Origin of the sequence: Paracoccus haematequi (assembly GCF_900631945.1) — a bacterium.
Taxonomy (GTDB): Bacteria; Pseudomonadota; Alphaproteobacteria; order Rhodobacterales; family Rhodobacteraceae; genus Paracoccus; species Paracoccus haematequi_A.
Window position 1 is genome coordinate 50,115 of record NZ_UZWE01000028.1, and the last position, 13,818, is coordinate 63,932.

17 protein-coding genes are annotated in these 13,818 nt (G+C 69.4%); 9 read left to right on the forward strand and 8 right to left on the reverse strand.

Translation table 11 applies throughout. The annotated features are described in order from the left end of the window. Nucleotides 1-798 carry a type I methionyl aminopeptidase gene (gene map / locus PARHAE_RS08300; RefSeq protein ID WP_126154142.1) on the reverse strand — a complete coding sequence of 266 codons (798 nt, stop codon included), beginning with the start codon at nt 796-798 and terminating at the stop codon, nt 1-3. Nucleotides 799-904: 106 nt separating this feature from the next. Here map and PARHAE_RS08305 point away from each other — a divergent pair, with 106 nt between their 5' ends. Together PARHAE_RS08305 and PARHAE_RS08310 are read left to right on the forward strand one after the other, a co-directional pair. Next, nucleotides 905-1,645 carry a competence/damage-inducible protein A gene (locus PARHAE_RS08305; protein ID WP_126154143.1) on the forward strand — a complete coding sequence of 247 codons (741 nt, stop codon included), beginning with the start codon at nt 905-907 and terminating at the stop codon, nt 1,643-1,645. Then, nucleotides 1,645-2,358 (forward strand): GNAT family N-acetyltransferase, encoded by a 714-nt coding sequence (locus PARHAE_RS08310; protein ID WP_126154144.1) that lies wholly within the window; start codon nt 1,645-1,647, stop codon nt 2,356-2,358. The genes PARHAE_RS08305 and PARHAE_RS08310 overlap by 1 nt, the downstream gene beginning before the upstream one ends. Here PARHAE_RS08310 and PARHAE_RS08315 read toward each other — a convergent pair. Continuing rightward, nucleotides 2,353-3,030 (reverse strand): sirohydrochlorin chelatase, encoded by a 678-nt coding sequence (locus PARHAE_RS08315; RefSeq protein ID WP_126154145.1) that lies wholly within the window; start codon nt 3,028-3,030, stop codon nt 2,353-2,355. The two genes, PARHAE_RS08310 and PARHAE_RS08315, sit on opposite strands and share 6 nt — an antisense overlap. After that, nucleotides 3,027-3,590, reverse strand: coding sequence for a DUF4202 domain-containing protein (locus PARHAE_RS08320; RefSeq protein WP_126154146.1), 564 nt, complete (start codon nt 3,588-3,590; stop codon nt 3,027-3,029). Before PARHAE_RS08320 ends, PARHAE_RS08315 begins: the two co-directional genes overlap by 4 nt. A 58-nt stretch (nt 3,591-3,648) precedes the next feature. Between PARHAE_RS08320 and PARHAE_RS08325 the strand changes: the two genes are divergently transcribed. Further along, a complete protein-coding gene (locus PARHAE_RS08325; RefSeq protein ID WP_241232726.1) occupies nt 3,649-4,179 on the forward strand; it encodes an NnrU family protein in 531 nt (176 codons plus the stop codon). A 9-nt stretch (nt 4,180-4,188) separates the two neighbouring features. Here the strand turns inward: PARHAE_RS08325 and PARHAE_RS08330 are convergent, their stop codons facing one another. Next, nucleotides 4,189-5,238, reverse strand: a complete 1,050-nt coding sequence (locus tag PARHAE_RS08330; protein ID WP_126154147.1) for an NAD(P)/FAD-dependent oxidoreductase — start codon at nt 5,236-5,238, stop codon at nt 4,189-4,191. On the opposite strand from PARHAE_RS08330, the gene mnmC2 reads away from it, so the two are divergent. Beyond that, nucleotides 5,237-5,908, forward strand: coding sequence for a tRNA (5-methylaminomethyl-2-thiouridine)(34)-methyltransferase MnmC2 (mnmC2, locus tag PARHAE_RS08335; RefSeq protein WP_126154148.1), 672 nt, complete (start codon nt 5,237-5,239; stop codon nt 5,906-5,908). The two genes, PARHAE_RS08330 and mnmC2, sit on opposite strands and share 2 nt — an antisense overlap. Here mnmC2 and PARHAE_RS08340 read toward each other — a convergent pair. Beyond that, nucleotides 5,905-6,627, reverse strand: a complete 723-nt coding sequence (locus PARHAE_RS08340; protein WP_126154149.1) for a rhomboid family intramembrane serine protease — start codon at nt 6,625-6,627, stop codon at nt 5,905-5,907. The two genes, mnmC2 and PARHAE_RS08340, sit on opposite strands and share 4 nt — an antisense overlap. A 4-nt stretch (nt 6,628-6,631) precedes the next feature. Then, nucleotides 6,632-7,054 carry an META domain-containing protein gene (locus tag PARHAE_RS08345; protein WP_164555185.1) on the reverse strand — a complete coding sequence of 141 codons (423 nt, stop codon included), beginning with the start codon at nt 7,052-7,054 and terminating at the stop codon, nt 6,632-6,634. A gap of 115 nt (nt 7,055-7,169) precedes the next feature. Here PARHAE_RS08345 and PARHAE_RS08350 point away from each other — a divergent pair, with 115 nt between their 5' ends. Next, the gene (locus PARHAE_RS08350) at nt 7,170-8,438 is read left to right on the forward strand and encodes a 4-aminobutyrate--2-oxoglutarate transaminase (protein WP_126154151.1); all 1,269 of its coding nucleotides are present in this window, start codon (nt 7,170-7,172) and stop codon (nt 8,436-8,438) included. Here PARHAE_RS08350 and chrA read toward each other — a convergent pair whose 3' ends face one another. Then, nucleotides 8,439-9,629, reverse strand: a complete 1,191-nt coding sequence (chrA, locus tag PARHAE_RS08355; RefSeq protein ID WP_126154152.1) for a chromate efflux transporter — start codon at nt 9,627-9,629, stop codon at nt 8,439-8,441. Nucleotides 9,630-9,792: 163 nt separating this feature from the next. Between chrA and PARHAE_RS08360 the strand changes: the two genes are divergently transcribed. The 4 genes from PARHAE_RS08360 to PARHAE_RS08375 are packed head-to-tail and all read left to right on the forward strand — an operon-like array spanning nt 9,793 to nt 13,278. After that, on the forward strand, nt 9,793-10,377 hold the full coding sequence (locus tag PARHAE_RS08360; protein ID WP_126154153.1) for an NADPH-dependent FMN reductase: 585 nt from the start codon (nt 9,793-9,795) through the stop codon (nt 10,375-10,377). Further along, complete coding sequence (locus PARHAE_RS08365) at nt 10,377-11,573, forward strand: MFS transporter (RefSeq protein WP_241232727.1); 1,197 nt, start codon at nt 10,377-10,379, stop codon at nt 11,571-11,573. Before PARHAE_RS08360 ends, PARHAE_RS08365 begins: the two co-directional genes overlap by 1 nt. Continuing rightward, complete coding sequence (locus tag PARHAE_RS08370) at nt 11,570-12,511, forward strand: ABC transporter ATP-binding protein (RefSeq protein ID WP_126154154.1); 942 nt, start codon at nt 11,570-11,572, stop codon at nt 12,509-12,511. Before PARHAE_RS08365 ends, PARHAE_RS08370 begins: the two co-directional genes overlap by 4 nt. A 5-nt stretch (nt 12,512-12,516) precedes the next feature. Next, complete coding sequence (locus PARHAE_RS08375; protein WP_420899395.1) at nt 12,517-13,278, forward strand: ABC transporter permease; 762 nt, start codon at nt 12,517-12,519, stop codon at nt 13,276-13,278. On the opposite strand, the gene PARHAE_RS08380 is transcribed toward PARHAE_RS08375, so the two are convergent. Continuing rightward, nucleotides 13,279-13,722, reverse strand: a complete 444-nt coding sequence (locus PARHAE_RS08380; protein WP_126154156.1) for a hypothetical protein — start codon at nt 13,720-13,722, stop codon at nt 13,279-13,281. Between the last annotated feature and the right edge of the window lie 96 nt (nt 13,723-13,818).

A 13,818-nucleotide genomic window follows, 5' to 3' on the forward strand; every position in this document is an offset into this window, starting at 1 on the left:
TCAGCCCAGGTCGGGGAAGAACCTGTCCGATCCGGTGAAGATCTCGCAGCCCGTGGCGGTCACGCCGATGGAATGCTCGAACTGCGCCGAGAGCGACTTGTCGCGGGTCACGGCGGTCCAGTCGTCGGCCAGCACCTTGGTTTCCGGGCGGCCCAGGTTTATCATCGGCTCGATGGTGAAGAACATTCCTTCCTCAAGCACCGGGCCTTTGCCGGGGCGGCCGAAATGCAGCACGTTGGGCGGCGCGTGGAACACCCGGCCCAGCCCGTGGCCGCAGAAATCGCGCACCACCGACATGCCGTGGCCCTCGGCATAGGTCTGGATCGCCGCGCCGATGTCGCCGAAGGTGGCGCCGGGGCGCACGGCCTCGATTCCTTTCATCAGCGCGTCATGCGTGACCTGGATCAGCCGCTTGGCCTTGATCGGCGCCTTGCCCGCCACATACATACGGCTGGTGTCGCCATACCAGCCGTCGACGATCACCGTCACGTCGATGTTCAGGATGTCGCCATTGGCCAGCACCTTGTCGCCCGGAATGCCGTGGCAGACGACATGGTTCACGCTGATGCAGCTGGCATGTTCATAGCCGCGATAGCCGATGGTGGCGGAGGTGACGCCCAGTTCCGTCACCCGGCGGGTGATGAAATCGTCAAGCGCGCCGGTGGTGACGCCCGGCCGGACCAGCGGCCCCACCTCGTCCAGGATCTGCGACGCGACGGCCCCGGCCTTGCGCATTCCCGCAAAATCCTCTCGCGCGTGGATGCGGATGCCTTCCTTGGTGATATGGCTCTGGTCCATCGGTGATCCTTTCGTCTGGCCGCATAGATAGACCCGGATGATCCCTTGTTCCAGCCCCGCGCGTGCGCATAGATGCAGGCAAGCACAGGTTTCAGGGGACGAAACGATGCAATCCGACAATCCGACGGCGGCGATCCTGGTGATCGGGGACGAAATCCTGTCGGGCCGCACGCGCGAGGGCAATGCCCATCACCTGGCCCAGGTGCTGTCCGCGACCGGCTTCGACCTGCGCGAGATCCGCGTCGTGGCCGACGATCACGACCGCATCGTCGCGGCGATCCGCGCCCTGGACGGCAGCCTGGGCGGGGATTACGATCTGCTGTTCACATCGGGCGGGATCGGGCCGACCCATGACGACATCACCGCCGATGCCGTGGCCGCCGCCCATGGCACCACGGTCGAGATCCATCCCCAGGCGCGCGCGATCCTGCAAGCCCGCTGCGACCGGATGGGAACCGAGCTGACCGAAAACCGCCTGCGCATGGCGCGCATCCCGGTCGGGGCCACGCTGATCGACAATGCCGTTTCCGGCGCGCCGGGCTTTTCCATCGGCAACACCCATGTGATGGCGGGCGTGCCCGAGGTGTTTCGGGGCATGGTGGACTGGCTGATCCCGCGCCTGTCGGGCGGGCGCCCCGTCCAGTCCCAAAGCGTCGAGGTGCGGCGCGGCGAAAGCGACGTGGCCGAGGATCTGAGGGCCGTCGCCGACGGTTTTCCCGACCTGTCGCTGGGCTCCTATCCTTTCCAGGACCAGTCCGGCTGGGGCACGAACCTGGTGGTGCGCGGCCTTGACGCGGATCGCGTCGCCCAGGCGATGGCGGCGTTGAAAGACCGGCTGGGCCTGTGATGGACACCGCCCTGGCCCAGGCGTTCGAAAAAACCTGGCCCGCCGCCGATCACGCGGATGCCGGGGGGTTCCGCGTGGGCCGTGGCCTGGGCGCGGGCGGGCGGGTCAGTTCCGCGCGCGCAGTCGGGCCGTGGACCCTTGCCGACATCGCGGCGGCCGAACGGGTCCATCGCGCCTGGGACCAGCGGCCGATGTTCCGCGTGCTGGACAGCGATACCGCCCTGATCGCCGCGCTGACCGCCGCCGGATACCGGCGCGACACGCCGACCGCTATCATGGCGGCGCCGGTTGCCGCGCTGACCGGCGCGCCGATCCCGCCGCTGACGACCTTCGCGGTCTGGCCGCCGCTGGCCATCCAGCGCGACATCTGGGCGGCAGGCAACATCAATCCGGCACGCCAGGCGGTCATGGACCGCGTGGCCGGGCCGAAGACCGCCATCCTGGGCCGCATCGACGACCGCGCGGCGGGGGCCGCCTTTGCCGCATCGTGCGGCGCGGTGGCGATGGTTCATGCCGTCGAGGTACTGCCCGCCTTTCGCCGCCGGGGACTGGCGGGCTGGATGATGCGGCAGGTCGCGTTCTGGGCAGCGGATCAGGGCGCCACCCGGATCGGCCTGGCGGTCGATCGCACCAACACCGGCGCGCGGGCAACCTATCAGCGGCTGGGCTTTGCCGAGGTCGCGGGCTATGCCTATTACGTCAGGGATCTATAGCGCCGCGCGGATGCTGGCGGCGATCAGGCCGGGAACCTCGGGCGCAAGGCCGATGGGGTCAAGGCGAGGGCCGGTGAAGCCCGCCTGATCCAGCGCCTCGGGCAGGTCGTCCAGGACATGTTCCGCCCGCAGCGCGAAGAAGGGCAGGTGGACCGCCCGTTCCAGCCCCCGCGCGGCGTCGGCGATAAAGGGTTCCTGTTCCACGAAGCCGGTGACGACGCGGGCGAAATGCGGGGCGACGGTTTCGGCAAGCGCGGTGGTGATGGCGAAGGACGCCTGCGACCGCTGCGATCCATGCGCCGTCAGCAGCAGCACCGTGTCCTGCGATGACCAGCCTTGGGTCGCGGCTGCGGCATGGGCTTGGGTCACGATCAGACCGGGCAGGGCCGGATCGGTGCCGAAGGGGCGCAGAACCCGCGCCCGGCCCGCACCGGCCTGAGCCAGCCGCCGGGGCAGTTCGGTGCGGGTGAACCAGCCCTCGGCCATGAACATCGGATAGATCAGGCTGTCGTCATCCGCCGCCGCCGCCAGCGCGCCGGGCATCGCCAAGGTCGCGCCCGCGACCGCGCAGCCGGGACCGCAGGCGGCGATACGGGCGGCCAGATCCTCGACGGCCCGCTGCTGCGGGCCGGGATCGCCGGGCTGGCCGTGAGAGACGATGACGGCCTTCATTGCCGGAAATACAAGGCCAGTTCGTCCGGCATGGGAAATTCCCGCAGCGCGCGGGCGCGGCCTTCGGGCGACATTTTCCGGGCGGTCTTCTCGATGATCTTCGGGAGGTTCTTGTCGGCATGCTCGGCCATGAAATCGCCCAGATACCAGCGGATGAAGGTGAAGCAGATCACGTCCTCCAGCGCCTGCACCTGATCGTCGCGCTTGAGTCCCTGCTTGGTCAGCATCTTGCGGGCCTGGGCGATGTCGTCTTCCGCGTAGCCCGCGTCGGCCATGATTCCGGCGATGCGGTCGGCGTGTCGGCGGCCCTGTTCCTGGCGCCATTGCAGATAGCCCGCCCGGTCCATCGGATAGGCATCGCGGGGCAGCAGCCAGCGTTCGATATGCTGGCCCCGGCAGGCGATCCGCAGCGCGTCCGAGGCGTCGGGAAACAGGTGCTGCTGCTGTTCCGTCATCCGCTGGCCGTAAAGCAGGTTGGCGGGCTTGCCGTCCTCCAGGTTCGGATCCCGGGCATTGGCGGCGTCGATGGCCTGAAAGGCGTGATCCAGTCGGGTTGTCATGGGCGCGTCCTTTTTGCCGCAGTTTCACCCGCTGGCGGTTCCGCCCGCAAGCCGCTAGATGAGGGGAATGAATGGATGGGGCGAATATCTGGCCGCCTGGGCCTGTTTTCTGGGCGCGCACATGATCCCGGCGCTGCCCGGCCCGCGCGGCTGGCTGGTGGCAAGGCTGGGGCGGCGGGGATACCTGGCGGCGTTCAGCCTGCTGTCGATCGGGCTTCTGTACTGGCTGATCATGGCTGCGGGACGCGCGCCCTATGTCCATCTGTGGGACCAGCCCCTGTGGAGCCGCTGGCTGGTCAATATCGCCATGCCGCTGGCGATCCTGGTCGCTGCCCTGGTGGTCGGCATGTCGGGGCTGATTGCGGCCTTTACCCTGTGGGCAGGCGCGCATCTGGTTGCGAACGGCGATCTGGCCCATGCGATCTTCTTCGGCGGGATGCTGGTCTTTGCGCTGTCGGGCGTGGCGCGGTCCGGCCTGCCGGGGGCGTTCCGCGTGACCTGGCAGCGGCTGGTGCTGGCGGTGGTGATCTGGGCGGCGCTGTTGCATCTGCATCCGCTGGTGATCGGGGTGTCGCCGCTGCCCGTCTAGGACGGGGGATCAGGCCAGCCGGAAGCCTTCCGGGATCGTGTCTTGGCCGTCCAGGATCAGGTCGGCCATCACCTGCGCGATGTTCGGCGCCATGCCGAACCCGATCTTGAAGCCGCCATTGGCGACGAAGTGACCCGCTCGGCCCGGCCACGGTCCCAGGATCGGGGCGCGGCTTTGCGCGCGGGGCCGGGCGCCCGCCCATCGGTCGATCACCGGGGCGTCGCGAAGCTGCGGGCACAGGGCGCGCGCCCTGGCGATCAGGGCGTCGATCCGGTCGTCGGGATCCAGGTGGCCGTAGTCGTTTTCCGAGGTTGATCCGACCGCCACCGTTCCGTCCGCATGGGGCACGATATGCAGCCCGTCGGCGAAGACCTGCGGCGCGTCGGGGGCGGCGTGGCGCAACAGCGCCGACTGGCCCTTGACGCCCTTGCCGACCGGGCGGCCAAGCGCGCGCGACAGGTCCGCAAGCCCCGGCGTGCCGGTGGCCCAGAGAACCGGGCCGGTGAGCAAGCCAGGTTGCTGGCCTTCGACGATCTCTCCGCCCCGGTTGCGGATTGCGACGGCAAGCGCCGCGCCCGCCGCGCGGGGGGACAGGCGCGCGGTCAATCCGTCGAACAGCCACAGGCCCGAGGGGCTGACGGGGATCAGATCCCCGGCCGGCGTGTCGGTCAGGCGCAGGGCGCAGCCGTCAAGCCAGCGGGCGGCGGCGGCGGCGATGCGGTCTTGCAGGCGGTCGGCGGCGGCGACGGGTTGCAGGCGGCCGGTGCGGGCATAGCCGCTGGGCAGGCCCGAGGCGGCCTCGACCGCCGCCCAAAAGGCCGGGGCCATCAGCAGGCTGTCCAGCTGGAACTGCTTCTTGGCGTTCCAGTTTTCCGGCGCGTGCGGGGCCAGGGCGCCGACATGACCGCCCGATGATCCCGCGCCGATCCGCGCGGCCTCGAACAGGCGGACGGGGGCGCCGCGCCGGGTCATCTCCCACGCGCAGGCCAGGCCGAAGATGCCGCCGCCGATGATCGTGACGCTTGTCAAGGCCCCTGCCTTTCCCCTAGCTACTGTCATGAGCGCGTTACCCGATCCCGATCCCGCCCGCCACCCGCAGCTTGACTGGCGCGAGGGCGGCGTGCCGGTGTCCACCCGTTTCGACGATCCCTATTTCAGCCTTGCGGGCGGGCTGGCCGAGACCCGGCACGTCTTCCTGGACGGCAACGCGCTGCCCGCGCGGCTGCGGCCTGGGTTCCATGCGGCGGAACTGGGATTCGGGACCGGGCTGAACTGCCTTGCGCTGGCGCAGGTGGCGGCGGTGCCGGTGGTGATGACCAGTTTCGAGGCCTGGCCGATGACCGTTGCGCAGCTGGAACAGGCCCATGCGGCCTTCCCCGAACTGGCCGATCTGGCGGCGCAGTTGCGAGCGGGCTGGGGCGGCGAGGTGATCCGCGTGGGGCAGGTGGAACTGCATCTGCGGATCGGCGACGTGGCGCGGACCCTGCCCGCGTGGCAGGGTGGGGCGGATGCCTGGTTCCTGGACGGCTTTTCGCCCGCCAAGAACCCCGAGATGTGGCGCGACGAGATCATGGCGCATGTCGGGCGCTGCACCGCGCCGGGGGGCAGCTTCGCCACCTATACGGCGGCGGGCGGAGTGCGGCGCGCCCTGGCCGAGGCCGGGTTCCGGGTCGAGCGCCGCCCCGGCTTCGGCCGCAAGCGGCACATGAGCGTCGGCGTCAAACCCTAGCGCCCGACCGGCGGGATGCGGGTCGGGGCATAGACGGCCTCGGGGTGGGGCGGGTGGCCATGGGTGCGCGCCCAGAACCCCGGCCCGCCCAGCCGCAGGAAACGGGGCAGGGCCAGCAGCGCCCCGGCCACGAAGCCTCCGGCATGGGCCCAATAGGCCACCCCGCCCTGATCGCCCGGCGTGGCATAGCCGCCGAAGATCTGGATCGCCAGCCAGACGCCCAGGACGATCCAGGCGGGCAGGGTGAAGACCTTGAAGAAGACGATGAAGATCGCGACGATATCGACCTTTGCCCGGGGAAACAGCAGCAGATAGCCGCCCATCACCCCGGCGATCGCCCCCGATGCGCCGACCATCGGAATGGGCGACAGCGGCTCGGCCAGGGTCTGCGCCGCCGCCGCCGCAAGACCCGCTGCCAGGTAGAAGGCCAGAAAGCCGACATGGCCCAGCTGTTCCTCCATGTTGTCGCCGAAGATCCACAGGAACAGCATGTTGCCCGCAAGATGCAGGAGTCCGCCATGCAGGAACATATGCGTCAGCAGGCCCCACAGCAGTTCGCCATGCGTCACCGCCAGGGGATAGAGCGCCAGCCGCGCCCACAGCATCTCGCCTCCTGTCAGGGGCGAGGTCAGCAGGAACAGCGCGATATTGGCCGCGATCAGCCCACAGGTGACCCAGGGGGTTTGCTGCGACGGGTTGTGGTCGCGGATCGGGAACACCGGGTCAGGTGCCGCTGGACGGGATCAGGGCGATGCGGACCTTGCCCTCGGGGTCGATCAGGGCAATGCCGTCCGCCGTGCCGCGCGCGGCGGTGATGCTGCTCAGGGCGGTGGCGAAGCGCGTCTCGGCCAGGTTGCGGTCGGCCTCGACGCAGGCCATGCGCGTCATCACCATGCCGCTGACGGCCATCGCCCCGCCGCTTTCGGTCAACTGGCCGCTGTAGCGGTTGCAGGGCGCGCGGCCGCTGACGCGTCCATCCGCGCCCACGTCCAGCGTGACGCCTGCGGGGGCGGTTGCGCCGTCGATGCGGGCGACGGTGAAGCTGCTGCCGGGCTGCAGCATGGCCACCGACCGTTCGCCCGCGTCCTGGCAGGCGGCAAGGCTGGCGATGGCGGCAAGGCCGGCGATCGTTCGGGCGAAGGGCATCGGGAACCTCCTTGGTCGGGGCAAGCATCGCGCGGCCCGCCCCCGGACGCAAGCCGGGCCTGTTCGGGGCGCGGCCGCTGCGCTAGCATCCCGCGAACCGCAAGGGGGGATTCCGATGACCAGCATGACCGACCGCAAGAACGCCGCCATTTCCCGCGGCGTTAGCATGACGACGCAGATCTATGCCGACCGCGCCGAGAATGCCGAGATCTGGGACAGGGACGGCAACCGCTATATCGACTTTGCCGCCGGAATTGCGGTGGTGAACACCGGCCACCGCCATCCCAAGGTGATCCAGGCCGTGCGCGCGCAGCTGGACCGCTTCACCCATACCTGCCACCAGGTCGTGCCTTATGAAAACTATGTCGCCCTGGCGGAACGTCTGAACGCGCTTGTGCCGGGCGATTTCGACAAGAAGACCATCTTCGCCACCACCGGGGCCGAGGCGGTGGAAAACGCCGTCAAGATCGCCCGCCATTACACCGGCCGTCCCGGCATCGTCAGCTTCGCGGGCGGCTTTCACGGGCGGACCTTCATGGGCATGGCGCTGACCGGCAAGGTCCAGCCCTACAAGGCGGGCTTCGGGCCGATGATGCCCGATGTCTGGCATCTGCCCTTCCCGAACCCGCTGCACGGCGTCAGCAAGGAAGACGCGCTGAAGGCGCTGCAACAGCTGTTCAAGGCCGATCTGGAGCCCGCCCGCGTCGCCGCGATCATCGTCGAGCCGGTGCAGGGCGAAGGCGGCTTCTACGAGGTGCCGCCCGGCTTTATGGCCGAGTTGCGCGCGCTGTGCGACCATCATGGGATGCTGCTGATCGCGGACGAGGTTCAGACCGGCTTCGCCCGCACCGGCAAGCTGTTCGCGATGGAGCATCACGGCGTCGCCGCCGACCTGGTGACCATGGCCAAGGGACTGGGCGGCGGGCTGCCGATCAGCGCCGTCACGGGCCGGGCCGAGGTGATGGACAGCCCCGACCCCGGCGGCCTGGGCGGCACCTATGCGGGCAATCCGCTGGGGGTGGCGGCGGCCCATGCCGTCCTGGACGTGATCGAGGACGAGGGTCTTTGCGACCGCGCCACCCGCCTGGGCCAGCGGCTGAAGCAGCGGCTGGCCGCCGCGCGCGACCGGATCCCGCAGATCGCCGACATCCGCGGCCCCGGCTTCATGAACGCGGTCGAATTCACCCTGCCCGGCAGCGACAGCCCCAATCCCGACTTCACCAACCGTGTCCGGGAAGAGGCGTTGAGGCGCGGCCTGATCCTGCTGACCTGCGGGGTCTACGGCAACGTGGTCCGCTTCCTGGCGCCGCTGACGATCCCGGACGCGGTGTTCGAGGAGGCGCTGGACATCCTGGACGAAAGCCTGTTGGCGGCACGGGGATAGTCACGCGGCCAGCGACATCGCCGCCCCCGCCCCCGCCGCCAGCGGTACCACCGCCCAGGACGGAGCCTTCCATAGGGTCAGCGCCAGAAAGCAGGTCAGGGCCAGGGCGAAATCGGCCCGGCCCGCGATGGCGCTGACGAAGACCGGATCATAGAGCGCCAGACCCAGGATCCCCACGACCGCCGCGTTGGCGCCCGCCATCGCCGCCTGCGCGCCCGGTTGCCGACGCAGCCGGTCCCAGAAGGGCAGGGCGGCGGTCAGGATCAGGAAGCCCGGCAGGAACAGCGCCAGAAGCGCGATGACCGCCCCCGCGACGCCGTTGGGCGGAACGGCCATCAGCGCGCCCAGCCAGGCGGCGAAAGTGAACAGCGGGCCGGGAACCGCCTGCGCCAGGCCGTATCCGGCCAGGAAAGCGTCGGGGGCGATCCAGCCGGTCGCGACCGTCCCGGCCTCCAGCAGCGGCAGGACGACATGGCCGCCGCCGAAGACCAGCGACCCGGCACGGAAAAAGCTCTCGGCCAGGGCGAATCCCTGGTCCCAGGGCGCCAGCAGCGGCAGGGCGGCCAGCAGCGCCGCGAACAGGATCAGCGCCGCCAGTCCCGTCCGCCGCGAGACGTGGGCCGCGAAGACCGCCGGGGCCGGGGCGCTGCCCGCGCGGCACAGGACCAGCCCCGCCGCCGCGCCTGCGGCGATGGCGCCCATCATGCCCACCGATCCGGGCAGCAGGATCAGCACCAGGACCGCCGCCAGGGCGATGCCCGCCCGCGTCCGGTCGGGGCAGAGGCTGCGCGCCATGCCCCAGACGGCCTGGGCGACAATGGCGACCGCCACGATCTTCAGCCCGTGGACAAGGCCCGACGCGGCCTCGCCGCCGCCCAGGCCCAGCCCGGTCAGCGCCAGGCCCGCCAGCAGCAGGGCCGAAGGCAGGGTGAAGCCCAGGAACGCCGCCACGGCCCCCGCCCAGCCCGCGCGCATCAGCCCCAGGGCAAAGCCCACCTGGCTTGAGGCCGGTCCGGGCAGGAACTGGCACAGCGCCACCAGATCGCCATAGGCCGCATCCGACAGCCATCGCCGCCGGATCACGAATTCGTCGCGGAAATAGCCCAGATGGGCCACCGGCCCGCCGAAGGATGTCAGGCCCAGCTTCAGGAACACCAGGAAAACCTGGATCGGCGTGCTGCGGGCGGGCATGGGCAGGCTTCCCTTGATCGGCGGCATCGCGGGTTTCTTGCACGGGCGGGCGCGGCAGGGCAATGGGGGGCGCCGGAACAGGAGGGGGCATTTAAGCCTTGTCCTCGGCCCGCGACGATTGTCTTTAGGGCCGAAGCCTTACAGAGCGCGCAAGGAACAGGCGATGGCGGAACGCAAGTGCATCGGGGTGATCCTCGGGTCGATCCGAGAGGGGCGGATCAACGACCGGGTGGCCTTCTGGGTGATCCGCCAGCTTGAGGGGCAGGGCTTCGCCACGCGGACGATCGACCCCGCCGACCCCGACCTGCTGCCGGTGCAGACCGGCGATGCCCAAGCTATCGGGCGGCTGCGGCAGCGGATGGCGGATCTGGACGGCTTCGTCATCGTGACCCCCGAATACAACCATGCCGAACCGGGCCACCTGAAGACGCTGATCGACAGCGTGACCGCCGAATGGTGGGCGCGGCCGGTGGGGCTGATCGGCTATGGCGGCCTTTCGGGCGGGCTGCGCGCGGTCGAGGCGCTGCGCATCATCCTGGCGGAACTGCACACGGTCACCCTGCGCGACACGGTCAGTTTCGCCTCGCCCTGGCGGCGGTTCGACGAGTTGGGCCATATCACCGACCCGAACGAGGCCGCGGCGGCCGAAGCGGCAATGGCGGTCTTTGCGCATCGGCTGGAATGGTGGGTCGACGCGCTGGCCGATGCCCGCCGCGCCCGCCCCTATCATCCCCGGGACGACGGCTGATGGACCGGCTGCTGGCCGATCCGCGAAGCTGGGGGCTGATGCTGGCCGCGACGCTGACGGTGATGTCGAACGCGACGATCACTCCGTCCCTGCCGGGGCTGGAGGCCGCTTTCGCCGATGATCCGCTGGCGCCCACCATCACCCGGCTGCTGATCACCGCGCCGTCGCTGCTGGTCGCGGTGGTGGCGCCGCTGGCCGGGGTTCTGGCCGACCGCCTGGGCCGCCGCCGTCCGCTGCTGTGGGGGCTGGCGATCTATGCCGTGGCGGGAACGGCGGGGCTGTATCTGCCGACGCTGGAGACGATCCTGGCCAGCCGCCTGGCGCTTGGCCTGGGGGTGGCGCTGATCATGACGGCGCAGGCGGCGTTGGTCGGCGATTACTTCGACGGTCCGGCGCGCGGGCGGCTGATGGGATACCAGATGGCCGCGACCAACCTGGGCGGGCTGGCTTTCGTCACGACCGCGGGGCTGTTGGCCGCCAGCGATCCCCGGCTGCCCTTCGCGATCTATGGCCTGGCCGTGCCGCTGTTCCCGCTGCTGTGGCGCATCCTGCCCGAACCGCCCCGCCACGGATCCGCGCGCGGCCCTGCGGCCGCCCCGGATCTGCCCGCCGATCCCGGCTGGCGGATGGTCGCCGGGGTCATGGCCGGGGCCGCCGGGCTGACCTTCGTGATCTTCTATGCGGTGCCCACGCAACTGCCCTATCACCTGCGGGGAATCGGGCTGGAGGATCCGCGCCATGCGGGCACGGTGATGGGGGCGATGATGGCCTCGGCCGCCGTGATGTCGGTGATCTCGGGCCTGGTCCGGCTGGGCCGGATCGCTACGCCGGTCCTGGGCTATCTGATGCTGGCCCTGGGCTTCGCCGCGATCGCCCTGGCGCATGGGCTGGCGATGGCGATGGCGGGCGCGGCGCTGATCGGGGCGGGGCTTGGCTTCTGCATGCCGACCTTCATCACCACGGCGCTGAACGCCGCCCCCGCGCGCTATCGCGGGCTGGTGTCGGGGCTGATCACCTCGGCCATTTTCCTGGGGCAGTTCCTGTCGCCCCTGGCATCGACGCCCCTGGTCGCTCATCTGGGCTATGCGGGGGCCTTCCTGACCGGGGCGGCGGGCTTCGGTCTGCTGGCCGTGGCGCTGGTCGCGATCCTGCGGCGGCAGGCCCCCGCGCTGCATGTGAAAAGGACTGCCGAATGACCGCGATCATCCAGATCGACAACCTGTCCAAGCAATACGACAGCGGCACCCGCGCGCTGAGCGATGTGTCGCTGGACATCCACGAAGGCGAGATCATCGCCCTGCTGGGTCCGAACGGCGCGGGCAAGACGACGCTGATCTCGATCATCTGCGGGCTGGTGGTGCCGACCGGCGGCACGGTCCGCGTGGACGGGCACGACATCCGCACCGACTGGCGCGCGGCGCGCAAGCTGATCGGCCTCGTGCCCCAGGAAATCGCGCTGGAACCGTTCGAGAAGGTGATCACCGCAGTCCGCTTCACGCGCGGCCTTTACGGCGAAGGCCCCGACGAGGCCTATATCGAAAAGGTGCTGCGCAGCCTGGCGCTGTGGGACAAGCGCGACGCCATGACCCGCGAATTGTCCGGCGGCATGAAGCGGCGCGTGCTGATCGCCAAGGCCCTGGCGCACCGGCCCAAGGTCTTGTTCCTGGACGAACCCACGGCGGGCGTGGACGTGGCGCTGCGCCGCGAGATGTGGGAGGTCGTGGACCAGCTTCGCCGCGACGGCGTGACCATCATCCTGACCACCCATTACCTGGAAGAGGCCGAGGAAATGGCCGACCGCGTGGGCGTCATCAACAAGGGCCGGCTGCTGCTGGTCAAGCCCACGCACGAGTTGATGGGCGAATTCGGCAAGAAGACCCTGACCATCGAACTGTCCGAGCCTTTGACCATGATCCCCGACGAACTGACCGGCCGGGGTCTGCGGCTGTCGCTGGACGGCCGGGCGCTGACCTATGAATACGACACGCGGGCGGAACGCACCGGCATCGCGCATCTGCTGGGCGATCTGGCCGCGCAGGGGATCATGGTGCGCGACGTATCGACCCGGCAGTCCAGCCTGGAAGAGGTGTTCATCGCCCTGGTCAGCGAACCCCGGCAAGAGGTGACGGCATGAGCGCGATCAACTGGCCCGGCGTCTGGGCGATCTTCCATCACGAGATGACGCGCTTCTTCCGCACCGTCATGCAGTCGCTGCTGTCGCCGGTCCTGTCCACGGTGCTGTATTTCGTGGTCTTCGGCGCCGCCATCGGCGGGCGCATCCAGTCGGTCGAGGGCGTGGCATACGGGGCCTTCATCGTCCCCGGCCTGATGATGCTGACGATCCTCCAGCAATCGGTCAGCAATGCCAGCTTCGGCATCTATTTCCCGAAATTCAGCGGCACGATCTATGAATACCTGGTGTCCCCGGTCGGCTGGATCGAGGTGACGCTGGGCTTCGTCGGCGCCGCCGCCATGAAGGCCGTGCTGATCGCCCTGGTGATCCTGCTGACCAGCTTCTTCTTCGTGGGCGTCCATATCCTGTACCCGTTCTGGATGCTGGCATTCCTGGTGCTGACCGCCACCGGCTTCAGCCTGCTGGGCTTCATCATCGGGCTGTGGGCCAAGTCGTTCGAGCAGTTGCAGATCGTGCCGATGATGGTCATCACGCCGCTGGTTTTCCTAGGCGGCGCCTTCTATTCGTCCGACATGCTGCCGCCCTTCTGGGAGGCGGTGGCCAAGCTGAACCCGGTGCTCTATCTGGTGTCGGGCTTCCGCTGGTCGTTCTTCGGGCTGGCCGACGTGCCGGTCGGGGTGTCGCTGGTGGCCGTCAGCCTGATGATCCTGGCCTGCTGCCTGGCGATCCGCTGGATCTTCGCGACCGGCTGGCGGCTGCGGGAATGATCAGCCGCAGATCTTCGTCTGCGGATCCAGCCGCACATAGTCGCGCGCCGACAGCACGGTCATCTTCATCGATCGGTTCCAGCCGCCGAACCAGCGGTCGCGGATGCCGCCGCGATAGAAATTGCCCATGATCTCGTCCACCAGAGGCGGGATGAACTGGGTGTTCGGAATGCGCGGCGCGTGAAAGCCGATGCGCGCGTCGGGAAACAGGCAGGCATTCGGCATGGTGGTCAGGATCGTGCAGGCCGACCGGCAATAGCCCCGGATCCGCACGGTCTTGCCGGACCGCGCCAGCCTTTCGCGCAACTGCACGGTCTGGATGACATTGCCGCCGCGATGGTCGTTCACGTCGATGAAGCGGCCGCGATCGACGATTTCGGCCTGGCTGGCGAAAGGCAGGGCGGCCAGAAGGGCGGCGGCAAGGATCGGGAAAAATCGGGTCATGCGCCCATCTTGCCGATTGGCCGGGGCGAAGGAAATCACGTTCCGGCGAAGCCGCCGTCAGGCCAGGGCGGCCTGCTGTGCCATGGCCATGTCCGC